We start from the raw sequence: 24,367 nt of genomic DNA on the forward strand, positions 1-24,367 counted from the left end.
AATGTTCTATAGTAAAGTTATCCCTGAACGGTGTATTGCATGCGGGTTATGTCAGTTAAAAGCACCCGAGCTCTTTGACTACGACCACGAAGGCGTTGCTTTTTTTAAACCAGACAATAATGCCGGCCAAACACCCATCGAAAATCCGCATGATTTAATTGCTTTTAAAGCCGCTTATACCGCTTGTCCAACCCGCGCCATCGTCCGTCAAGATGGCCCATTTTCATCGTAGCATATTCAACCCAATAATACACGTTTTGTCACTAAACTAATAAAAGCCTATCGCTATTTTGCGGTAGGCTTTTATACTAGATTGCTGTTTTCATATGTTGTTTTAACCATGGTAAAATCCTGAGATATAAGACCGCAAAGACAACTGTGATTAAAGCGCCTTTAATCAAGTTAAAGGGCACTAATCCGATAAAAATATATTTAGTCATCGACATCCCCAAATTAAAGTTCAATAGTTTAATATACATCGGTAAGATAAATAACCAATTGGCTAAGCACAATACGATTGTCATACAGATTGAACTGATTGTTCCGGCAATCACTTGCCCCCATATCACACTCTTTTGACGGTTAAAGAGATAGTAGAATGGTAATAGATAAAAAATGGACGCCATCACACCAGATAAATCACCAACCAAACTAGGTAAACTGGCGCCAGTCATAATGAAATGGAGTAACGAACGAATTACCGCCACGCCGATTCCGCCGATTGGTCCGTAGATAAACGTTCCCAATAAGACAATTACATCACTGAAATCAATCTTCAGAAATGGAAAAGCTAAGATAATGGGAAACTCGAAAAACATGACAATAAATGAAATCGCCCCTAACATCGCGACCCCGACCATTGTCCGTACTTTTGAAACACGCATTGCAAACACCCTCCGTATGAGGTTGCCTTCGTCAGCGGACCCGCTGAGTCGATTGTACCTAAAAAGGCCTGCTAATCAGGGTGATTAACAGACCTTAGTTGAATACGTTCATACTCAAATAAGCCCTATCTTCTTCCATCTAGACTTTCACTATCGGTACTGGGATCACACCAGTTCAGCCACCACAAGAATCGACATTGCAGCAGGTCGCGGACTTTTACCGCCGGTCGGGAATTACACCCTGCCCCTGAAGACGAACCATAATATTTTATTACGAGATAAGCATAGCAAATCAATATTAGAAAAGCAACTAATTAGTCATGCCGTGATAATTTTGGTCGGTTTTTATGCTTGGGTTTTTCATTGAGTTCTGCAATCTTCTTGAATTCAGCCACTTCAATTGGTTTTAACGCCCGGTATTCGCCAGAAACTAAACCATCCAACGTTAAGAAACCATATGTTTCCCGTTTTAACTTAGAAACAGGTAAGCCAACAGCGGCTAACATATTCTTAACTTGATGATTCATCCCTTCATGAATCGTAATACTTAAGATGGCTGTATTCTTACGACGATCCGTTGAAATGATTTTCACTTTAGCAGGGGCTGTCTTACGTTTTTCAAGCATGATCCCCTTCCGTAATTGACGGAGCATTTCAGCGGTGGGTAAGCCTGATACTTTCGCGACATAGGTTTTATCAACCTTATATTTCGGATGCATCATCATGTTGGCAAAATCGCCGTCATTAGTTAATAGCAATAAACCTGATGTATCATAATCAAGCCGGCCAATTGGGTAAACACGTTCTTGAATATCTTCAAGGTATTCTGTGACCACGCGGCGCTTTTTATCATCGGTGACAGCTGAAATCACTTGGCGCGGTTTATAAAGGGCATAATAAACCTTTTTTTCACGCGTTAATGGCACACCATCTACTTCGATATGCGCAGAAGTGCTATCAACCTTAATCCCCATTTCCTTAACCACTTTACCGTTTAAAGTAACGTGACCAGTCGCAATTAGCGTTTCAGCCTTCCGCCGTGAGGCAACGCCCGCATTTGCGATGACTTTTTGTAGTCGTTCCATAGTTATTGTTCTCCTTTAGGGGCCGTCTCTGGTCCCGTTTCATTTAATGTCTGTTCAAACTGACGATAGTATAAATCCGCGGAATCATTCTCAGGTTCTGCTGTATCGTCTGTTAATGTCATTTGTTCTAATTCTGGTAATTCTTTCAACGAGCGTAAGCCAAAGTAATCTAAGAAATAATCACTAGTGCCATATAAAATCGGCCGACCAGGTGCATCCTTACGTCCTTTTTCAACGATTAATTGTCTGGCAAGTAGCGTTTGAATCGCACCACTACTCTGAACACCGCGTACTTCGTCAATTTCAATTCGCGTTAGTGGTTGCCGATAGACGATGATTGCCAATACTTCAAGGGCTGCTTGACTAATACTCGTCGAAACGGGACCGTCAAAATAAGCCTTCAATAAACCCGCGTAAGCCTTCTTAGTCACCAACTTATAACAATCAGCCGCCTGAATTAAGCTAAGACCGGATTGTTCATCTGTCTGATACCGTTCAGCCAATTTCGTTAGTAACTGTCGTACTGCAGCCTCGTCTAACATAATGAGTCGCGCGATGTGTGGCAACGTAATGCCTTCATCGCCGGCAACATAGAGTAAACTTTCAATTTCAGCGAGATGGTTCATCTGCAATACCTTCTTTCAATGTCACAAATATCTGGTCATCATAATCTGCTTGATCACAATTAATCAGCCGTTCTTTCATCAATTCTAAAACCGCTAAAAAGGTGGTGACAATTTCTTCACGATCAAAGCGGTTGATGACCAACTGTTCAAAAGTCGTTGTTGCTCGCGTTTTTAAGCGCTCGATAATCCAATCCATCTTTTCAGCAATTGTAATTTCATCATTTTGAACCGTCTTAAAATCTGGTTGTTGAACTGCCGCCTCAACCAACATTTTAGATACAGCAGCCGCTAAGTCACGGGGCTTGATTACACCGCGTGCCAGTGGGACCACCTTTTCAGCAGGATTAGCACTTGCCGGTTTCGCAAATAATAATTGCCTTTCCGATTCTCGTTCCTGCAAGACCGTTGCAATTTTTTGAAAAGCTTGGTAGGCCAACAATTGATCCACCAACTCTTGGCGCGGATCGACATAATCTGCTTCTAAGGTTTCGGCCATTGCCGGCGGTGCTGGTAAAAGTAGCTTGCTCTTGATTTTCATTAAGGTCGCCGCCATTACTAAATAATCACCCGCAATATCTAACTTCAGTTCTTGCATCTGGTGCAAGTAGTCTAGATATTGCGTGGTGATTTCAGCAATTGGAATATCATAAATATCAATTTTAGTCTGATTAATCAAATGTAATAATAAATCTAATGGTCCTTCAAAGTCCGTCAAAATTAACGTTAATTGTTCAGTCATGCGTTACTCTAATCCATTTCTTTAGTCTGCTGCTCCCATTTAGCAATTAAAGGCGCTGTCTCTAATGATCCCATGACCCGATTATCAGGATAAATTGCCGCCAGCTCATTCAAGACCCGGAATAGATTAGCATCATTTCTTTCAGATGGGCTAAGTGAAATATGGCGCACTAAAATAAAATCGGTCCCAATTTCAATTCCCACGATACCAGCAAAGTCACCTTCATCATTGCGCCAAAGGTATAAGACATGTTGGTCATCTTGGTTGTAAAAAGCAAGTTCTGATTGTACATGACTCACTTCTTTTAAATCCGGAATAAACGATAAAAAACCCATCGCAATTTTTTCATAATCATTCTTGTACTTAAATAACATGTTGACCTCCAATGATCAAACAAAGTTCTATTAGCAATACTCTACCATAAATTAGAAAACACGACAAATCAGTCTAATCTCTTGGATGGCTTCTTTGATAAACTTCCGTGAGATGTTTCTTACTGATATGCGTATAAATCTGAGTGGTCGAAATATCAGAATGGCCCAATAATTCCTGCACAATTCGTAGATCGGCGCCATTTTCAAGCAAGACGGTTGCAAAAGAATGCCGTAATGTATGTGGTGTCACATCTTTTTCGATTCCAGCGGCCTGGACAATGGCTTTTAAATTCTTCCAAATCCCCTGTCTGGTTAGCCCATTTCCGTGAAAATTAACAAATAAATAAGGCGAATTCTTCCCCTTAGTTAACTGATTGCGACTACGTTCTAAATATTGATTAATCCAGTCGACTGCAACATCGCCAATTGGGATAATCCGTTCCTTATCCCCTTTGCCTAAAGTCTGAATCAACCCTAGGGATAAATGTAAGTCCGTCAATTTCAGATGAACTAGTTCACTAACCCGCAGACCAGTCGCATACAAGACTTCAAGGATTGCCCGGTCCCGCAGGCCTAAAGGCGTACTCGTATCTGGTGTCTTTAACAAACGTTCGATTTCTTCTGATGACAAAACCGCCGGTAAATGCCGGCCTTGTTTCGGGGAATCAATCTGTAACATTGGATCTTTTTGAATATGCCCTTCACGCGTTAAGTATTGATAAAATTTACGCAGCGTCGAAATACTCCGCGTAATACTGCTTTGTGCCTTGTGGGCCGCCGTTTGCGCCTGTAGAAAATTTAAGACAACAAATCGATCTTCCGTAAAAGTTGTCAATTTTTGTGACTCTAAAAACTGTTGATACTGTTTTAAATCCTGACGATAACTCTGACGCGTATTTTCAGAAAGACCACGTTCAATCTTCAGATAATGTAAATAATCTTGAATTAAATCATCCAAGTGAACTCCTCCTACAATTGACTAATATCCACTTGCTTGCTTGGATCGAGCTGATTAGCTGGTAATCCGTTGGCTAAATTAGTCGCTTGACAGTTTGCGCAAATTCCCTGAAGCGTTAACCGGTGATCTAAGACGGCAAATGAGAACCGCTCAGCAACTGTCTGTTCAACATTTACCAATAAGTCTTCATGAATTTCTTCGATGGCCCCACATTGCAAGCATAACAAATGATGATGGAAATGCTGACTGGCATTTTCTTCGCATAAATCATAATGCGTCACACCATCTTCTACAAAGCTAATCTTATTCAAAACATGTAACTCAGTCAACATTTCCAACGTGCGATAAACTGTTGCTAAGCCTATCTCTGGCACTTCAGCTTTAGTCTTAATAAAGATTTGTTCAGCACTTAAATGCGCCTGCGAGTACTCTAGAATCACCGCTACAGTTGCTTCTCGTTGGGCGGTTAGCTTGTAGCCTGCTTCTTGCAATTGTTTTCTGATTTGTTCTAACTGCTCAGCCTTACTCATCAATAGAGACTTCCTTTTTAAATAAATCCCGACATTACTGTCGGCAATTCAAATTAATCTTGGTCTTGATCGTTATCAACAATTGGTTCAATATCTTTTTGCCCCTTGGCCGTTAAAATTGTTTCGCCCTCTTCTTGAACGATTAAGCCGTTTTTCATTAGCCGCCCTAAAGCACGCTTAAAACTGCCCTTGCTAATTCCGAAATAACTCTTAATTAATTCTGGGTTGCTACGGTCAGTATATGGCATTGCGTAGCCAGGTTGGCGTTTTAAGACCGCCATAATCATTTCGGCATCGTCCCCAATTTCTTCATAAGCTCTTGGTTTCAAGCTAACATTTAAGCTACCTTCTGGACGGACCCCAATGACCCGGCCTTTAACCCGTTGGCCAAGACGTGGTTCTGCTTCTCGTTCTGAAGGATGAATAAAACCGATGTAGAAATCATCTGTTAATAAGAAAGTCCCCGCCATCTTCAATCGGTAGACGGTCCCTTCAATATCTTGGTTCTTCATTTCTTGTTTAGCACCCTTAGAAATAGCTCTAAAGATATTTTCGTCGGCTAATTGGCCCCACATCCGACCTTTTTGATCAACTTCGATGGCAATCATCAAGCGATCGCCAACCTTAGGCCATAATTTCATGATAGTTGGTAACACATCAAGCGAAACCACAATATCCTTATCAGGTAAGCCGATATTAACAAAAACACCGAGATCACGACGGGTTTCAACGACTTCACCAAAAGCAAAGTGACCGACACGTGATTTAGGAATAACCGTTGATAAAACTAATTCCCGGCTTGAATTTTCATATGCAAAACCGGTAACTGTTGCCCCGATTGCTAATTCTTCTTCTAAATATTCTTTCTTAAGTTCAAACGTGACACCGTCTTTTTGGGCGAAGTACGCTTCTTCATTTTCATCTGTTACAAGTGCTGTAATCACTTGTCCGATTAATTCGTTCATAGTTAACCTCTTTATTCTTCTTAATGGATTGGTACTAAATTGAAAATTGTTAAAATGGTGTAGGTGATACCTGCAGCAATCACCGGTCCAGCCGCGATTCCCTTAAGGAAAACGACGCCCATAATTGTTCCAAATACAAGTGCCACTGTCATTTCGGGACTAGCGGCTAACAAGCCCACGCCCTTTGCCGACAAAACAGCGACCAGCACACCACAACCAACGGCAATAAAACCTGCCGGCGTCTTAAAAGCACTGATTAATTCTTTAAAGCCGATTTGCCCGGTCGCAATTGGGACCAAAATAGCCACTGAAATGACCGTTACGCCCCAATTAATCCCTTTAGCCTGGATCACCGGCAATACTTTTTCAGAAATTGGTAATGCTTTTAAGACTAAAACAACTGCGGTGGCAATGATTAAAGATTGATTTTTTGCTAATAAGGCAACGATTAAAATCGCTGCTAAAAATAACCAACTTTCCATGTGAACCTCCAATAAAGTCTCCCTACCATTGTACCGATAATTAGCCAGCTTGTCAGTATTTTCATAAAAGTAATTTCGGAAAACAAAATTTCCAAAGCAAAAAGCCACTTTGACTACAAAAAAACACCCTCAAAATTTGAGGGTGTTTTCTTTCTTAATCAGCGTTTGATTAAAGAGCGTTTGTTGCACCGCGGTAAACAATACCACGACGTGAATCAACAGTAACAACTTCGCCATCTTTGATAGCTTCTGTTGCGTCTTTAGCACCAACAACAACTGGGATACCCATAGCGATACCCACAACAGCAGCGTGTGATGTTAAACCACCGTTTTCAACAACGATAGCACTTGATTTTTCGATTGCTGGTAAGTAATCTTTGTCAGTTGCTTTAACAACTAAGATACCACCATCAACAGCTTTTTCAGCTGCTTCTTTAGCATTTGAAGCAACAACAGCCTTGCCAACGATTGTTTCATCGCCAACACCTTGGCCTTGTGTTAATTTTGAACCAATTAATTGGATCTTCATAACGTTTGTTGTGCCACGTTCGCCAACAGGAACACCAGCAGTGATCAAGATTAGGTCGCCTTCTTTAGCAAAACCATGTTCTTGAGCTGTTTGTGTAGCTAAGTTGAACATATCATCTGTATTAGCAGGTTTCTTAGCCATAACTGGGTATACACCATAGTTAACTGTTAAACCACGACGTGTACGTTCGTCAAATGTAACAGCCAAGATATCAGCTTGTGGACGGTATTTAGAAATCATACGTGCTGTAGAACCTGATTCTGTAGCAGCAACGATTGTCTTAATACCTAAGTTACGTGCAGTATGTGCAACAGCTTGGCCAATTGATTCTGTCAAGTTAGTCTTGCTGTATGCTTTTAATGCATATGCATCGCGGTCTGTTAATGATTTTTCTGTTCTTTCATCAATGCGGGCCATTGTTGCAACAGCTTCTACTGGGTAGTCACCGTTAGCACTTTCACCTGAAAGCATTGTTGCGTCAGTACCATCAATAACAGCGTTAGCAACGTCATTAACTTCAGCACGTGTAGGACGTGGGTTTTCTTGCATTGAGTCCAACATTTGTGTTGCTGTGATAACTGGTTTGCCAATAGCGTTACATTTCTTGATCAAGTTCTTTTGTACGAAAGGAACGTTTTCAAATGGAATTTCAACACCCATGTCACCACGAGCAATCATTAAACCATCTGAAACTTTCATGATATCGTCAATGTTGTCGATACCTTCTTGTGATTCAATCTTAGGGAAGATTTGAACATGTTCCATGTGTTTTTCTTCTAATAATTCACGGATATCTAAAACGTCTTGAGGTTTACGAACAAAACTTGCAGCGATAAAGTTGATATCGTTGTCTAAACCAAAACGGATGTCACTAGCATCTTTTTCTGTGATACCAGGTAAGTTGATTGAAACACCAGGTGCGTTAACACCTTTACGTGAACCAACCATCCCATCGTTTTGAACTTCAGTAACAAGTTCTTTGTTTGCTTCGTCTTTTTCAATAATCTTAAGATCCACTAAACCATCATCGATTAAAACGTGGCCACCAACGTGAGTATCGTCGTATAGACCTGGGTAAGTAACGGCAATTTTTTCAGGTGTTCCTTCAAGTGTATCGTCCATTGAAATACGTACCACTTCACCAGTGTGTAATTCAAATTTCTTACCTTGTTGAACAGTTGTCCGGATTTCAGCACCCTTAGTATCTAACATGATACCAACAGTTTTGCCTGTAGCTTTTTCAGCTTCGCGAACCATATTCATACGGCTTAAATGTTCTTCATGATCACCATGAGAGAAGTTAAAGCGGAATACGTTAGCACCTGCTTCAATTAATTTTGTGATGATTTCTACACTGTTACTTGCGGGTCCAAGTGTACTTACGATTTTGGTTTTTTTCATAAGTGGAATCTCTCCTTTTATGTCTGTTTTTTTAAAAGACTTTACAGTCATTTTAACGAATTTTGGGTGGAACTATATACTAGTATGCTAAATCTTCATTTAAATCATAAAGACCTAATTGCGCATGGTGTTTGTGGTTGAATAAGTCTGTAATATCATGTGCGATAATTTCATTCTTTTCAATTCCAAGTGCCAAACCGCCTTTGCCTTCAAGCAATAATTCAACTGCTTTTGAGCCTAAGCGACTAGCTAACACACGATCACTAGCTGTTGGTGAGCCACCACGAACAACGTGTCCTAAAACAGTTGAACGTAAGTGGAAGTCGCCGTATTCAGAAAGTTTTTCTGAGAATTCATCGGCGTGCATAACACCTTCAGCTAAAACAATAATAGCATGTTTTTGACCATGTTCACGTGAAGCACGTAGCTTATCTGCAACGGCCTTAACATCGAAATCATGTTCTGGAATAATAATATCTTGTGCGCCACCGGCAACACCAGCCCATAAAGCGATGTCGCCAGCGCCACGGCCCATTACTTCCACAACAAAAGTTCTTTCGTGACTTGCAGCCGTATCGCGAATACGGTCAATTGATTCAAGAACTGTATTAACAGCTGTATCAAATCCAATTGTTTGGTCTGTAAATGGAATATCATTGTCAATCGTTCCTGGTAGACCGATTGTGTTATAACCATGTTCAGTCAAACGTAGTGCACCGTGATAAGAACCATCACCACCGATAACAACTAAAGCTTCGATACCGAACTTGTTGAGTTGTTCAATACCTTTCAATTGTCCTTCGACTTGTGCAAATTCTGGATAACGAGCTGAATACAAGAAAGTACCACCACGTTGAACCTTATCACCAACCGTAATTGGATCCATCTTGAAGATATCACCGGCAACTAAACCAGCAAAACCATAATTGATACCATAGACTTCAAGGCCTTCATGCATTGCTTTTCTTGCAACGGCACGGATAGCAGCGTTCATACCAGGTGCATCCCCACCACTTGTCAAAATACCTATGCGTTTCATCTTTTCACCCCAGGCAAATATTTTACTTAAAAAACCGTTTTGGTCTTTCAAAGTCACTAATATATTATCACTTTTCTGAAAAGAAGTCTTGTCTTTTCAGAAGTTTTTAACAAACTTATTTTCAAAACTAAACTAACTAAAGCCCTTTAAAATAACGTTTGTAGGCCCCAGTAAGGTTGTAAGCGCCGTCGTTAGTTTTTCATCGTTCGCAATCCAATAGCGTTCGTTTAAAAGAATTGACTTCTTCGTTGCTGAATTATAGAGAATGACCGGGATTGGACCCCGACTTTTTTCGAGTAACTGATACATCTTTTGTTGCTGTTCGCGCGTTAAATCTGCTGATAAGCGCAAGTAAAGTGTCGCTTTAGGCAGACCTGTTTGGGCTTGTTCCGCTAACATAATCTGATTGCCAATAAGTTGCAACTCTTGGCGCTGTTCCGTCTTCCCCGTGACGAGGATCACTTGTTCTTTGGCCAACCAGTCCGCTACTTGCCGATAGACTGATGCAAACAATGTGACACTAATTTCGCCAGTGGCGTCTTGTCCTGTTACAAAAGCCATTTGCTCGCCTTTTTTCGTCCGAATCACCTTAATGCGACGGACAAATAAGACCAACCGAACATTTTGGTTGGGTGCTAAGTCACTGACTTCTGGCACATGGTAGTACCGCCGAACACGGTCGTACTTTTCAACCGGATGCCCTGAAAGATAAGCCCCGAGGTACTCTGCTTCTTTATCTAAGCGCTCTGTTAACGTCAAGTTGGGCACCGTTTTTTCTTTAGGCGCTAGAATTTCAAACAACGACATGTTATCACCCGCTAACTTGACACTATCCAATAAATCATCCAGATTCATCAAAAGCGCATTGCGGTTGGGATTAAACTGATCAAAAGCCCCACTGTAAATTAGCGCTACTAACGCGTCTTTTTTGAGATACTTCGCCGCTAGTCGTTGTAGAAACTGTAACACAGATTTGAACGGACCACCCGTTTGGCGCTCATCCAAAATCGCCGCGACAAAATCCCGACGTAAGCCCTTGATGCTGTATAACCCAAAAATAATCCCGGCATCTGTCACCTTAAAATAACGCTGACTGAGATTAATATCGGGTGGTAAAACTGCTAATTTCCGTTTTTTAGCTTCCGCTAAATACGTTTTGGTCTTCGTCCCTTGGTTCAAGACAGCATTTAAAACTGCAGCGAAAAAAGCTTCTGGATGATGAACCTTTAAATAAGCTAACCAAAAGGCAATTTTGCTGTAAGCGACCGCATGCGAACGGTTAAAACCATAATTGGCAAACTGCTCGATGTAGTCGTAGACTGTTGTCGCTGCTTGCTCAGTATGGCCTAAAGCCAGTGCACCCTCGATAAACTTGGTACGACTTGCATCAATGACTGCTTTTTTCTTCTTACTCATTGCCCGCCGTAAGATGTCGGCTTCCCCTAAAGTAAAGCCCCCCATTTTAGAAGCCGCCTGCATAACCTGTTCTTGGTATACTAAAATACCGTAAGTTGGTTGCAAAATCTCAGCTAAGGAGTCATCCGGATAAGTCACGGGAACCTTGCCATTTTTACGGTCGATAAAGGTATCGATATTTTCCATTGGACCTGGTCGATAAAGTGCATCAGTTGCGACAATATCTTCAAAAGAAGTTGGCTTCAAGCGCCGTAAAACATTTTTGATGCCTGTCGATTCAAACTGGAAAATACCGTTTGTATCGCCTTGTTGAAATAGCGCTAGCGTTGCTGGATCATCTAACGGAATATTTTGCGGATTAAAAGGCTGGCCTGTTTGTTGACTGACTAATTTAACAATATTCGCTAAAATTCCCAGATTTCTCAGGCCCAAGAAGTCAATTTTCAATAGGCCTAACTCTTCAACATTACCCATTGGTAGTTGAGTTAATTCAATTTCTTCACCACCACTTTGCAGCGCAACGGTCTCGGTTAATGGTGCTTGACTCAATACAATGCCTGCTGCATGGGTTGAATAATGGCGTGGTAAGCCTTCAATTCGCTGCGCAGTTTCAAATAATAAGCGATTTTGTTGAGAATCCGCTACAAGGTTCTTCAAAGCTTGTGATTGCTCGTAAGCTTCTTGGAGCGTAATTTTTAAAACGTTGGGAATTGCTTTGGACCAAGCGCTCATTTCAAACTGACTGAGTCCAAAGACCCGTCCAACATCTTTTAACGCCATCTTGGCAGCCAAAGTACCAAACGTAATGATTTGGGCCATATGATTTTGACCGTATTTTTGATAAACGTAATCTAAAACTTCATCCCGCCGATTATCCGGGATATCCAAATCAATATCTGGCATATTGGCGCGATTGGGATTTAAGAACCGTTCAAATAGTAACTGATACTGAATTGGATCAACATCTGTAATCCGTAGCGCGTAGGCCACTAACGATCCGGCAGCCGAACCCCGCCCTGGTCCCGTCATGATGTTTTGTTGATGAGCGTATTGCATCACATCGGCAACAATCAAGAAATAATCAGCAAAACCCATTTCGTTGATAACCTGTAACTCGTAGTCTAAGCGTGCCTGGTAAGTCTCTGGAATAGCTTTTGTCCTAAAACGCGCTTGTAAACCCGCTTGACTCTGTTGCTTTAAATAAGTGGCGGCTGATTGGCCGGCGGGAGTCTCAAATTGGGGAAGCTGGGCCCGTTTGAAAGATAAATCAACCTGACATTGAGCCGCAATTTTTTGCGTATTAGCAATCGCTTCTGTTAGTTGTAACGTCTCAAAGGCAGCCGTTACCTGCTGCGCGTCTTCTAAATAATAGCCACCTGGCGCTTGTGGTGTTTGGAGATTAACCTGCGTCCCTGCCTTAATATGCTGTAGGACTTGAACCGCAAATGCGTCTTCCGGCTCTAAATACCGCACGTCACCTAAAGCAACTAACGGTACTGCCGTTTGCTGACTTAATTGTCCCAGCGGCACTCGCTGTTGGCTAGCCGCTTGTTTAGCACTAATCCCTAGATAAAGGCTATCTGCATCAGCAACCGCCTTTAACTGCTCAAGATAGGCCTGTGCTGTCGTTGTATCATTTTGCAATAATAGGCGCACTAACTCACCATCTTGACTGGGTGTAATAACCACTAATTGCCCTAATAGTGATTGAACCGTTTCAAACGGCACCAATCCTGATTGCGTCATAATTTCCGTTGAAATTTTTAAAATATTTTGATAACCCGTTAAATTTTTAGCCAATAAAATTAATGGAAACCGTTCGTCGGTTTGTAAGATCCCACCGACTTCAATTGTGATCCCCAATAACGGCTTAATCCCGGCCGCTTTGGCCGCCTTGTAAAAATCCACTAACCCGTAGACAACGTTCTTATCAGTTAACGCTAAACTCTGATAGCCCCGCGCTTTGGCGGCTGTTACTAAATCCGTAATTTTAGTGGTACTTTCTAAGAGCGTATAGGTACTCTTAACCTGGAGTTGCACAAATGCCAAGAACGCCCCTTCTTTCTGATGACAGATTCTAATAATTCCAGTATAACAAATTATTTCAAATGAATCTCGTTGTAAAACGTGTTACAATATCATAGAATTGCATGAAAGAAAGAAGGTCAATCATGAAATACGTTATGACGCTTTTTTGGACACTAATCTTCGGATTTGTCGTTGGCTTCATCGGTTCTAAGTTAGTTAAAATGGACTTTAATGTTCAAGCAACGTTGACTGTCTCAGTCATCTTTGGGATTTTACTCAACCTAGTACCCCTTGTTTTACCTAAAGACCCAGCTGCATAAGACTTAAAAAAGGACGGCCCAACATTTTGTTGGGTCGTCCTTTTTGTTTTATTTTGTAATGTAGATGTATAAATGGCTTGCGGAAAAGCCGGTATTAAACTTAACGCCGTTTGAAGTAATGGTCTTCATTGTCGTTTGATTACTCTTTTTGTTTTTCTTCGTAAACTTACTGAATTCAGACATCACTTTCTTAGAATCTGCACCAGTTGATTGTGCCAGTAAGGCAAAACTCGTTCCGAATTCCTTCAAAGCGGCTTTATCTTTCAGTGCTTTAATCGGTGCAATTAAAGTGAGTCCCATCATATCTTGATCAGCAACTGCCCCCCGAATCACAACATTATCAGTTTTCACCAGTTGATGAACGCCATTCGCTGGTTTGGCTGGTAATAATTGTGCCTTCTTAGCAGTTTTAGCTTGTTGCATAGCTGCTTGAACATCTTTTTGCGTTTGTTGGAGTGCCATTAATTGAGCTGGTGCCAATTGACCGGCTTTAGCTGCTGCCGCTTGTTTTTGTAAACTTTGCGCTTTGGCTTGGTCTGCCTTTGATAAAGCCATCCCAATGACCGCTTGATTATACTTGTCGGCAATTGTCTGATATTGACCAACAGCGGTGCCGGCTGCTACCGTGACTTTCTTTTCAATCGTCTTTGAGCCCGTTTTAGCCTTCAACGTGACCGTTTGTTGTTTGGTTGTTGTTGGCACTTGAACCACGTATGTGCCTTCTCTAACACTCGTTTTATGGGTTGCACCTTGATCAATTTGATAGCTTAAGTGTGCCTTTTTGTTCGTAGTGCCTTTGACAACTGCTACCATCCCATTTTGATGGTAATTTGTTTTAGAAGTCGTTAACTTTGCTTGACCACAGCCCGCTAGTAAACTGACCAATCCCAAACTCACGACTAATCCAACTACTGTTTTTTTCATTTTTCGTCACCTTTTCATAAAAAATTATCGTTAATGAGCTTTTAGCGTAACCCTTTTAGACCAACATTTCAAGTTAAAACGACGAGGTGTCACAAATATTTCGGCCATACAAAAAGGCCACCGCAAATCCGGCGACCTTCATTAGTCTTTTTATTTTAAACCTGTTTTCTTTTCGTAACGATTGAACATAATCAATGCAACAATTGTAAAGAAGACTGGACCGGCAATTGACCAGAATGTTTGGCCAAGGTTACCGTCGATTGCAGGTTGAATAATGGTGAAGACATTGGCGAAACCAACTGTAAACATCACCATCCAAACACAGAATTTATAGAAAGTTTTACCCTTATAAATCGTGAATGGTTTTTCGATACTGTTATCCTTCTTAAAGCCAAAGAAGGCAAAAGCAACGAATAAGTATGGTAATGTCATTGAAACGTTTGTCATTGCTGTTAAAATTTCGAAGAACTTAGCAGCACTCTTACCACCAAAGGCAACAAAAGCGATAATCACGATGACAATCGCAGCTTGCACAATCATTGCGTTAACTGGCATGTTGTGTTTGTTCTTCTTAGCGAATGACTTAGGCCATAATTCGGCTGGTGTGCCTTCGATAATCGTCTTAAGAGGTGAGAAAATCAATGTAAAGAATGCACCACTAAGTGCAAGGAACATTGAAAGACCCATGTAACGACTCAACCAAACCCCAACTTCAATAGCAGCATGTTGACTCATATGAAGCGCAAGTCCTAATTGGTAACCCATGTTGTTCATCGCAATATAAGCAACGTTCCCTAAAGTAACTTCGGCATTTGAGCCAGTTGCTTTGGCAAAACCGCCACCTGTTTTGAAGACGAAGTCCCAGTTAGTAAAGGTCCCCATCATGAAAATCCCAACGGCATAACCAATTGCAATTACGATTGCTGAAATTGCTAAGCCTTTAGGGAAGTTGACTTTAGCATTTTCTGTTTCATCAACTAACCCACCAACAACTTCCAAACCACCATATGCGAAGATTGCAAATACAACGAAACTAAAAACTTGAATCATTGATGTGTAACTTTCATTAGGTGATTGGAAAAAGGCCTTAGCCGTAATTGGTTGCGCTGTAACACCCTTGTTTAGGATCAGGATTAATAACCCACCTAAGAATAAGATCACATTAATCAATGTGATGGCTGAACCACCGATGCTTGTTACTTTTTTGACTTTATCAAGCCCTTTGGATGTGACAAAAGTAATCACAATAATCCAAATAATAGCAAGAATTCCTAATGTTTGCACACCATTGGTTAACCCAAAGAATGTCCAACTTTGCGTCTTATCAACTCCGAAAATAGCATTTGATAATGGAATCCAAATCCCGTTCCCAACGTTAACCATCCAAATGATGTATGACGCAAACCACATGAAAGTCCCAATAAAGGCAAATTTAGCATTGACGGATTTTTCCATCCAAGAATAAATCCCACCCTTAGCTTCACCAAAGGCAGCGCCCATTTCCCCGAGCATAAATGCATAAGGAATAAAGAAGGTTACAGCCGCTAAAACGTACCAAAAAATTGATGCATATCCCATTAAGAAAAACGCTCGTGGAATATTTGTAAACCCAAAGACTGACGTGAAAATCATCAGAATAAGTGCCCCTAAGGTCAACTTACTCGTCTTTTTCTTTTCTGCCACCCCAAACACCTCTTTCAAATAGTTTAATGGTCTAAGAATAAGAGCCATTTGCCTAATATTGTTTATTATTAGATTAATAACAAACTAACTAGTCATCTTCATTTTACGGTGTAAACCAATTTAGGTAAACGCTCTATTTTGTTTTCTAATCTAATTATTTTATTCTTTAATCTAAATTTAATAATCTTTCTAATTACTTATTTTTTATCAGCCGTTTTTAACGTTGTAGTTTGCTCTTTTTTGACCGTAATCCGAATTGCGATTTTATAAACGACACTCTGACACGCTAACTTCAATAATGTTTTTTGCGTTTCAGTCACTAAACCATTAGCCGGCTTGGTTCCTTGTTCAAACGGACTGTATTCTTCATCTAACTGGTGAACTGCATCTAGAAACGTCAAAATGAAGTAATCGTAGAGTTGTTTTTCGTTACGATCAGTTGCCGTTTCCACTGAGAGCAACCGGCCGATTTCTTCAATTGAAAAATTAGTCTTTAATAACGCAATAATCAAGACTTGTGAGATTTGTTGTTTAGCATAGCGTTTCTTGTCCGGCGCAACGACTAGCCCCTTTTTCACGTAATTATTGATCATTGCAGCCGTGATTTCATCTAAATCGAGGACTTCTAAATATTGATTGATATAACTGACCACTTGGTCCATATATAGATTCAAACCCGGTAGATCCGTCCAACGGGGTAATTGTAATAGTTGTAATTGATTTAAGTCTCGTTTTAATAGCTCATTATTCATAATAATCAGCCTCCTTATATTTAATTACAATTATATCATCATCTAGTTTCAAAAACTAGTATAAGGCATAAAAAAAGAGCTTCCCGAAGGAACCTCTTAACTAAGACTAGTCGTTAGCTTTTGGTGTAACAACTTGTTCGCCTTTGTAGAAACCTTTTGGTGAAACACGGTGACTTACACGGTATTCGCCATTAGTTGCATCGAATTGTACGTTTGGTGTGTTCAATTTGATATGTCCACGACGCATACGTTTCTTCGTCTTTGATGTTCTTCTTGCTGGAACTGCCATTATTTTCAGACTCCTTTATATCTTAGATTCATTAATGATATACCGAACTCAGGGAACTTAGCAAGGATTAAATCAATCTTTGCTAAATTGATTTAAAATCAATTAGACGTCCCACTACTTTTGTCCGCGACTTCTATAATACTATGTTTACGTAACAAGAGCAAGTTATTTCATAAAAAACAATCTACTCAACGAATTCAATCAAAACAAAATTCGAGATTGAAACTCATCATTTCAATCTCGAATTCATGTTTAATCTTATTCTCAATAAACACAAAGTCAATCACTGATTACTCGTAATTGTATAATACCAATCTTGATAAATCAATCATAATCCGACTATTTTGAAAAAGCTTCTTACAAAAATTAGTCAGTTGCTTTGTTTTCGAATACTAATTGATCTTCTTTTAGACCAATTTCAACTGTTGTGTTAGGTAAAACGTTTCCGGCAATGATTTCTTTGGCCAATGGCGTTTCAATCCGGTTGGTAATATAGCGCCGTAATGGTCGTGCCCCAAACGCTGGATCATACCCTTCTTTGGCAACCCACAACTTGGCATCTTCAGAAATCGTCAATGTAATTTCTTGATCTGCTAAACGATGTGATAAATCTGCCAACATCTTAACTACGATTTGTTCGACATCTTGTAAGCTCAATGGCGTAAACATAATCGTATCATCAATTCGGTTCAAGAATTCTGGCTTGAATTTTGTTTGAATCAAGGCTTGAACGCTGTTGGCTGCTTCTTTTGAAATTTGACCGTGCTCATCAACACCATCCAAGAGGATTTCAGAGCCCAGGTTAGAGGTCATAATGATAATCGTATTCTTAAAATCGATCGTCCGACCTTGTGAATCGGTTAATCGACCATCATCTAAGACTTGTAAAAGAATATTGAAGACATCTGGATGGGCCTTTTCAATTTCATCTAACAAGACAATTGTATAGGGGTTACGACGAACAGCTTCCGTCAATTGGCCGCCTTCTTCATAACCGACATACCCCGGTGCTGCCCCCACAAGTCGTGATACCGAGTATTTCTCCATGTATTCACTCATATCGATTCGGACCATGTGTCGTTCAGAATCGAAGAGGTCTTCCGCTAAAGCTTTAGCTAATTCCGTTTTACCAACCCCAGTAGGGCCTAAGAACAAGAATGAGCCCAAAGGTCTATTAGGGTCTTGCAAGCCAGCACGCGCTCTTAAAACGGCATCTGTGACCGCATCAACAGCTTGGTCTTGGCCGATTACCCGTTCGTGTAAATGATCAGCTAATTGTAATAGTTTCTGCCGATCGCCGGCCACTAATTTAGCGACTGGAATCCCGGTTTGCGAACTAACAACGGTCGCAATTTCATTTTCAGTAACTGATTCTTGAACCATCCAATCCTCTGGCTTTTCAGCCTTTTCAAGGTCCGCCAGATCTTGTTCCAATTGTGGAATCGTAGCGTGTTGTAACTTAGCAGCGGTTTCCAAATCGTAGTTACTTTGAGCGTCTTCTAATTGCCGTTTTGCCTGGTCTAATTCTTCTTTTTTGTCGTTAATCTTGTTCAAATCGGCTTTTTCGGTTTCCCAACGCATCTTCAAATTATTGGTTGTTTCGCGTAAATCCGCTAATTGTTTTTGCGTTTCAGCTAATCGTTTTTGTGAAGCCGCATCCGTTTCATTCTTCAATGCGGCTTCTTCAATTTCTAGTTGCATTAATTGCCGGGTTGCTTGATCGAGCTCAGTGGGTTGTGAGTTCATTTCAACGTTAATATTAGCACTCGCTTCATCAACTAAGTCGATTGCCTTATCAGGCAGGAAACGATCCGTGATGTAGCGGTTAGATAACGTTGCGGCGGCCACTAAGGCATTATCATGAATACGAACACCGTGGAAAATTTCGAAACGTTCCTTCAAGCCTCGTAAAATACTAATCGTATCTTCAACGGTTGGTTCTTGAATTAACACTTTTTGGAAACGTCTTTCGAGCGCTTTATCTTTTTCGATATTTTGTCGGTATTCATCAAGCGTTGTCGCCCCGATCATGTGTAATTCGCCACGGGCCAACATTGGTTTCAAAAGATTGCCGGCATCCATACTACCTTCAGTCTTACCAGCACCAACGATTGTGTGAATTTCGTCGATAAAGACTAAAATCCGACCTTCGCTCTTCTTAACTTCTTTTAAGACTGCTTTGAGCCGTTCTTCAAACTCACCACGGTATTTGGCCCCTGCAATTAAGGTCCCCATATCAAGTGAAACAATGGTTTTATCCTTTAAGTTATCAGGAACATCTTTTCTAACGATTCGTTGCGCTAAACCTTCAACAATCGCAGTTTTCCCAACACCGGGTTCCCCGATTAAAACCGGATTATTCTTGGTTTTTCTAGAAAGAATTCGAATCACATTTCTAATTTCTTCGTCCCGGCCAATCACGGGATCCATTTTGCCTTCACGAACCGCTTTCACTAAGTCTGTGCCATACTTTTCAAGCGCTTGGTAGTTATCTTCTTGGTTTTTAGATGTCACACGCTCGCCTCCTCTTAAGTTAGTAATAATGTCTTTTAATTGTTTAGTTGTCACGTTATTTTTTTGTAAAAATTGTACCAACGGATTATATTTCAATTTCATCAAGCCGAGAATAACCGTTTCAGTTGATAAAAATTCATCTTGGAAGGCTTGCATGTAAGTTTGAGCCGCGTTTAAAACTTGATAAAGATTTTGTGAAATATTTTGGCCGTAGTTTGTTTGACCTTCGACCGTTGGAATCGTATCAATCTCGCGGTCAATTTCATTTTCAAGTGCGGTTAAATCAATGCCCGCTTCCTGATAGATTTGCCGCCCTAATTGTTGGGGTTGAATTAAATATTTAAATAAATGAGGGACATCGATTTCTGTTTGATGACGCGTTTTTGCAATATTCTGTGCTTCGGCAATTGCATCTTGAACAGCTTGTGTCATTTGTTCTGGATTCATAAACGTCATTCCTTTTTAAGTTTATTTTTTGAATTAAATGTCAATAATGTTTGACTAATTCTATAATAGTCAAAATAGGTCAAACATTCAAGATTAATGCTCAAAAATAGGACTTAAGTCTAATAAAAAAAGAGGTACCTGCCGAAATAATTCCGGTCGATACCTCTTTTTATGATTACATTTGTTTGTCACGCATTAATTGCTTCATTTTAGCGTTCATTTCGTGTAATTCGGCTTCTTTATCAGCCAATAGTTTATCATAAGCCTGCTTTTGTTTAGCTTGTTCTGCTTCAACTGCGGCTTTAATTTTTGCTTCTTGATCTTGTTCTAGGTCTGCTTTTTCTTTAGTCCATTGCTTTTGTGCCTTACGTTGACTCAATGAACTCCCCGTTGCGGCTAAGAACGTGATAATCGCGCCGATTAAAAGGGACACAACAATTACGATAATCAAGGGCCAATCAACCGTTGTAAGGCCAAAATTAATGGCAACTGGATCAACATTCAAGACAGCAAAAACCACTACGATGAGTGCGAGAATTAAAATGGTAATTAAACGACCTTGCTTTTTCATCATCCGACCTCCTATTTTTTGTTAAACAAATGACCAGCGACATAATCACCGATATGGGGCGCCAATTGATAGCATTGGGCACCTAGTGACATCAACCATGGTGCATTAATTTCGCGTTTAGGATGTCCAATAGCCCCGACAATCTTGTGCGCGAGTTGATCTGGATCAAGCACAATCCAGTTAACTGATTTAAGATAGTTACCCGTTTGATCAGCAATGTCAAAAAAGGCGGTATCAATCGGCCCTGGATTAACGGTCGTCACTTGAACCCCAAATGGTTTCAATTCAAGCCGTAATCCATTTGAGTAGCCTACCACGGCAAACTTAGTCGCTGAATAGATTGCTGATTTAGGTGTCGCCATCTTACCAGCCATTGAGGCAATGTTAATAATGTGCCCACGTTGTTTTTCAATCATCTGTGAGCCAATGGCCCGCGTCAAATACATCAACCCCAAGACATTCACTCTAAACATCTGTTCCACCAAAGGCATTGGTGTGGCGAGCGCTTCTTCAAAGTGACCAAAGCCAGCAGTATTCACTAAAACATCCGGCGTCCCCACTTCTGCTGTTAATTGCGCCACAACCGTTTCAATCGCTTCTGGGTCACTGACATCTAATTGGTAAGCATAAGCTGTTTGACCAGAGAGCCGTTGACATTCATCACGAACTGCCTCCAAGGCCGCTTGACGCCGTGCTAAAACGACAACAATGGCACCTTTGCTAGCTGCTTCATAGGCAATTGCCCGGCCTAAACCTGACGAGCCCCCTGTGATGACCACAATCTTTTGTTTTAAGTCTTGTAACGCTGCTAAACTTTGCATTTTAATTACTCCTTCCGACCATGAAATGGAATATCATACAAATCTAAATCGCTAACGACGCGGGTATTTTTAAAAATATCGCGGGCATCGTTTTGTAATTCACGCACAGCTTGGCCTAAATAACGGGCTGAAATATGCGTGAGTAATAACCGTTTGACGTGTGCTGTTTTGGCCACCTTGGCCGCATTGATATTCGTTGAGTGGTAGTATTGACGCGCAATTTTTTGTTCTTGCTTGCCAAATGTACTTTCATGCACCAAAACGTCAGCATTTTCTGCCAAGCGCGTGATGGCTTCACAATTGCGGGTATCGCCAATAATGGTCACAATCCGACCCTTTTGTGCGTGCCCGATGTAGTTACGACCGTCAATTTCACGACCATCACTCAACGTCACGGTTTCACCATTTTTAATTCGGGCATAAACGGGACCTGAAGGGACACCGTCTGCTTGGAGTTTTTCGACCTGTAATTCACCAGGGTGATCCTTTTCAACGATTCTAAAACCGTAACTTGCAATCCGGTGATCTAATTTTGCACATTCGACCCGGAATGTTTTGTCATCAATAATAACCCCATTTTCTGGTAATACAACGAACTTCAAGGTATACGTTAAATGACTTTCGGAAAGTTTTAAACTCGTCCGAACGTATTCTTCTGTTCCTTTGGGGCCATAAATCGTCAACGGTTCGTCGCCACCTTGAAATGAACGACTTGATAAGAAGCCTGGTAGCCCGAATAAATGATCACCATGTAAATGCGTTAAAAAGATTTTCTTAACTTTCCGTGGTTTTAACGTTGTTTTAAGAATTTGGTGTTGCGTTGCTTCACCAACGTCGAATAACCACACTTCATTTCGTTCATCCAATAATTTTAATGCAATACTCGTGACGTTACGTTGACGGGCAGGAACCCCCGCACCAGTACCAAGAAATTCTAATTCCATCTAACTCTTCCATTCTATATTAAATTTAAAACAATCACTACTTCACTAACGCTTTTGTAACGATGGCCGCATATTCTTTGACACCAACCGGATTTGGATGCACTTGGTCATCGTAGAACCAGTCACCGTGTTTTCTTGCTTGATCGTACCAGTTAATAATCGTTAGATTGGGATACTTCTTAGTGGCCCCTTTAAGCATTTGATTAACATCATTTTGCCAAGGCCGCGTTGGCACATAAGCATTTAGCCAGAAGACTTTGCGTTGACTACCAATGGCCGCCATAAACTCATCTAATTGGGCTTGGGTAAATGAACCATTGGTCCCCAAACTAATCAAGACGGTATCGCTGAGTGCGCCTTTTTGAGCATAACTAGCAACGACCGGCGTACTTTTATTCAATTGACGACCGACAGCCGCGTCTACCAACATGTTCGGGAATAATGTTTGCAACGTTTTACCAGCGTCGAGTAATACAGAATCACCAATTGCTGTAATGGGCATCGATTGGGCTTTTTGCAATTCAACCTGTGTCAACCCATACTTTTCGTATTCTTGGTTAACTGGATGTTTTTGTGCCGCTGCTTCAGCCTCTTTATCAGCTTGTGCTTTTGACCGCGCCTTTTTTTGTTGCTTATTTTGGGCCTTGGCTTTTTCGACTAAGGCCTTATTGCGCGCATCATTTTCTTCTTTATTCTTTTGAATATTAACTGCAAGTGCCGACTTATGCGCATCAGGCGCTGGTTGTCCCGGTGCTTGAATTGCGCCCACCAGCCCGATTAAAAAGACAATGGCCATCCCCAAGACTAAGCCAGATTGCCGATTCAACGTTGGATGTTTAATAAATTGACGCATTCTCTGCCCTAATTCTTGGTATGGGTAACGGGCCAGTGGTTGTTCAATAAAGCGATATGATAATTCAGTTAGTGCGAAAATAATCGCCACTTCAATCACTGGGTATAAAACCGGGTGTGCAGCAACATTTTTAAAAACGCCCTCAAAGAAAATCATGACTGGGAATTGATACAAATAAATGCCATAACTGCGTTTCCCTAACCAGTTGAAAACTGGATTGGTTAACAGGCGATTCCAATCTGAGCCTGGATGCGCAACAACGGCCACCAAGACACAGATTAACAAACTAAAGATGAACAATCCGCCCCGATAAACGAAGGCACTTTCCGCATTCATTTTAACCATTAAAATCAACATTGTAATGGTACTTAAGAGGCCAATGCCATCTAGCGTCCATCGTTGGCGTGGAATAATCTTTTGCTTCAAAGCCGTCGAAGGCCAAACGAAAGCTAGCGCTGCCCCTACCAAAATTGAAAACATTCGCGTATCTGTCCCGTAGTAAAGCCGACTCGGATCTGCATTTGGATGGTATAAAATTGCCATCCAAATAGCCGAAACTAACCCCGCGCCTAATAACACACGGGCAATCCGGCCCTTATTCTTAAAGCCGATAATCAATGCAACAACTACGAACGGCCATAACAGATAAAATTGCCCTTCAATTGAAAGTGTCCACAAATGTGTAAAAGGCGACTCATTATTAGCGAATCGGTCAAAGTAAGATTGACCATGGCCAATTTGCCACCAATTATAAACGTACAAAATATTAGTGATAATAATTTGATTTAAGTTATGCAACATCTGCCGTTCAAATAAGGTAATGTACGCTCCTGTCGCAAACAACATCGTCAATAACCCCGGATAGAGCCGCTTAACACGTCGTAAATAAAAACTCTTCAAATTAATCCAATGATTTTGCTCCCATTCTTGGACCAGTAAATCCGTAATCAAATAGCCCGAAACCACCATGAAAATCGGGACGCCCAGATACCCACCTGTAAAAGTGTACGGCATCAAATGATACAAAATAACTCCGATAACCCCAATAGCTCGTAATCCGTCAAACCCAGTAATATAACGACTGTTATTTAAGCGCTTTTTCCCTGCCATTTTCTCAACCTACTCTATATTCTAATATAAAACATTATAGCAATGTTTCCCACCACTGCCTACTTGAAGCTCTTTTTTTATAT

General features: G+C 40.9%; 23 protein-coding genes and 1 riboswitch. Of the genes, 2 read left to right on the forward strand and 21 right to left on the reverse strand.

What is annotated here, in order from left to right; all coding sequences use genetic code 11:
* Position 1 precedes the first annotated feature (1 nt).
* The gene (locus tag C0213_05885; protein AUX11960.1) at positions 2-232 is read left to right on the forward strand and encodes a ferredoxin; all 231 of its coding nucleotides are present in this window, start codon (positions 2-4) and stop codon (positions 230-232) included.
* 76 nt (positions 233-308) lie between these two features.
* Here the strand turns inward: C0213_05885 and C0213_05890 are convergent, their stop codons facing one another.
* From C0213_05890 to C0213_05945, 12 genes are all read right to left on the reverse strand, one after another.
* Positions 309-884 carry an ECF transporter S component gene (locus C0213_05890; GenBank protein ID AUX11961.1) on the reverse strand — a complete coding sequence of 192 codons (576 nt, stop codon included), beginning with the start codon at positions 882-884 and terminating at the stop codon, positions 309-311.
* Positions 885-1,007: 123 nt separating this feature from the next.
* Positions 1,008-1,143: riboswitch (FMN riboswitch) on the reverse strand.
* A 55-nt stretch (positions 1,144-1,198) separates the two neighbouring features.
* Positions 1,199-1,969, reverse strand: coding sequence for an rRNA pseudouridine synthase (locus C0213_05895; protein ID AUX11962.1), 771 nt, complete (start codon positions 1,967-1,969; stop codon positions 1,199-1,201).
* A 2-nt stretch (positions 1,970-1,971) separates the two neighbouring features.
* Positions 1,972-2,595, reverse strand: coding sequence for an SMC-Scp complex subunit ScpB (gene scpB, locus C0213_05900; protein ID AUX11963.1), 624 nt, complete (start codon positions 2,593-2,595; stop codon positions 1,972-1,974).
* Complete coding sequence (locus C0213_05905) at positions 2,579-3,334, reverse strand: segregation and condensation protein A (protein AUX11964.1); 756 nt, start codon at positions 3,332-3,334, stop codon at positions 2,579-2,581. Before C0213_05905 ends, scpB begins: the two co-directional genes overlap by 17 nt.
* A gap of 8 nt (positions 3,335-3,342) precedes the next feature.
* Positions 3,343-3,708: an N-acetyltransferase gene (locus C0213_05910; protein ID AUX11965.1), complete on the reverse strand. Its 366-nt coding sequence runs from the start codon at positions 3,706-3,708 to the stop codon at positions 3,343-3,345.
* Positions 3,709-3,781: 73 nt separating this feature from the next.
* Positions 3,782-4,666 (reverse strand): site-specific tyrosine recombinase XerD, encoded by an 885-nt coding sequence (xerD, locus tag C0213_05915; GenBank protein ID AUX11966.1) that lies wholly within the window; start codon positions 4,664-4,666, stop codon positions 3,782-3,784.
* Positions 4,667-4,677: 11 nt separating this feature from the next.
* Positions 4,678-5,196 carry a transcriptional repressor gene (locus C0213_05920; protein ID AUX11967.1) on the reverse strand — a complete coding sequence of 173 codons (519 nt, stop codon included), beginning with the start codon at positions 5,194-5,196 and terminating at the stop codon, positions 4,678-4,680.
* Between the two features lie 53 nt (positions 5,197-5,249).
* Complete coding sequence (locus tag C0213_05925) at positions 5,250-6,161, reverse strand: DNA-binding protein (protein AUX11968.1); 912 nt, start codon at positions 6,159-6,161, stop codon at positions 5,250-5,252.
* Positions 6,162-6,181: 20 nt separating this feature from the next.
* Positions 6,182-6,643 (reverse strand): DUF441 domain-containing protein, encoded by a 462-nt coding sequence (locus C0213_05930; protein AUX11969.1) that lies wholly within the window; start codon positions 6,641-6,643, stop codon positions 6,182-6,184.
* Positions 6,644-6,812: 169 nt separating this feature from the next.
* Positions 6,813-8,573: a pyruvate kinase gene (pyk, locus tag C0213_05935; GenBank protein AUX11970.1), complete on the reverse strand. Its 1,761-nt coding sequence runs from the start codon at positions 8,571-8,573 to the stop codon at positions 6,813-6,815.
* A gap of 79 nt (positions 8,574-8,652) precedes the next feature.
* The gene (gene pfkA / locus C0213_05940; GenBank protein AUX11971.1) at positions 8,653-9,612 is read right to left on the reverse strand and encodes a 6-phosphofructokinase; all 960 of its coding nucleotides are present in this window, start codon (positions 9,610-9,612) and stop codon (positions 8,653-8,655) included.
* Positions 9,613-9,744: 132 nt separating this feature from the next.
* The gene (locus C0213_05945; GenBank protein AUX11972.1) at positions 9,745-13,077 is read right to left on the reverse strand and encodes a DNA polymerase III subunit alpha; all 3,333 of its coding nucleotides are present in this window, start codon (positions 13,075-13,077) and stop codon (positions 9,745-9,747) included.
* Positions 13,078-13,199: 122 nt separating this feature from the next.
* Here C0213_05945 and C0213_05950 point away from each other — a divergent pair, with 122 nt between their 5' ends.
* Positions 13,200-13,376 (forward strand): DUF2929 domain-containing protein, encoded by a 177-nt coding sequence (locus C0213_05950; protein ID AUX11973.1) that lies wholly within the window; start codon positions 13,200-13,202, stop codon positions 13,374-13,376.
* 48 nt (positions 13,377-13,424) lie between these two features.
* On the opposite strand, the gene C0213_05955 is transcribed toward C0213_05950, so the two are convergent.
* From C0213_05955 to C0213_05995, 9 genes are all read right to left on the reverse strand, one after another.
* Positions 13,425-14,300 carry a hypothetical protein gene (locus C0213_05955; protein ID AUX11974.1) on the reverse strand — a complete coding sequence of 292 codons (876 nt, stop codon included), beginning with the start codon at positions 14,298-14,300 and terminating at the stop codon, positions 13,425-13,427.
* Between the two features lie 150 nt (positions 14,301-14,450).
* Positions 14,451-15,983: a glutamate/gamma-aminobutyrate family transporter YjeM gene (locus tag C0213_05960; protein ID AUX11975.1), complete on the reverse strand. Its 1,533-nt coding sequence runs from the start codon at positions 15,981-15,983 to the stop codon at positions 14,451-14,453.
* A 197-nt stretch (positions 15,984-16,180) separates the two neighbouring features.
* Positions 16,181-16,735, reverse strand: coding sequence for a hypothetical protein (locus C0213_05965; GenBank protein ID AUX11976.1), 555 nt, complete (start codon positions 16,733-16,735; stop codon positions 16,181-16,183).
* Positions 16,736-16,841: 106 nt separating this feature from the next.
* Complete coding sequence (gene rpmF / locus C0213_05970) at positions 16,842-17,024, reverse strand: 50S ribosomal protein L32 (protein AUX11977.1); 183 nt, start codon at positions 17,022-17,024, stop codon at positions 16,842-16,844.
* A 366-nt stretch (positions 17,025-17,390) separates the two neighbouring features.
* Positions 17,391-19,985: an ATP-dependent chaperone ClpB gene (gene clpB / locus C0213_05975; protein ID AUX11978.1), complete on the reverse strand. Its 2,595-nt coding sequence runs from the start codon at positions 19,983-19,985 to the stop codon at positions 17,391-17,393.
* Positions 19,986-20,160: 175 nt separating this feature from the next.
* Entirely contained in the window at positions 20,161-20,559 is a 399-nt protein-coding gene (locus C0213_05980; GenBank protein ID AUX11979.1) for a DUF1049 domain-containing protein, read from the reverse strand.
* A gap of 8 nt (positions 20,560-20,567) precedes the next feature.
* A complete protein-coding gene (locus tag C0213_05985; protein ID AUX11980.1) occupies positions 20,568-21,377 on the reverse strand; it encodes a short-chain dehydrogenase in 810 nt (269 codons plus the stop codon).
* Positions 21,378-21,382: 5 nt separating this feature from the next.
* Entirely contained in the window at positions 21,383-22,321 is a 939-nt protein-coding gene (gene rnz / locus C0213_05990) for a ribonuclease Z (protein AUX11981.1), read from the reverse strand.
* 37 nt (positions 22,322-22,358) lie between these two features.
* Entirely contained in the window at positions 22,359-24,284 is a 1,926-nt protein-coding gene (locus tag C0213_05995; protein ID AUX11982.1) for an acetyltransferase, read from the reverse strand.
* Between the last annotated feature and the right edge of the window lie 83 nt (positions 24,285-24,367).

It is taken from the genome of Latilactobacillus sakei (assembly GCA_002953655.1).
GTDB lineage: Bacteria > Bacillota > Bacilli > Lactobacillales > Lactobacillaceae > Latilactobacillus > Latilactobacillus sakei_A.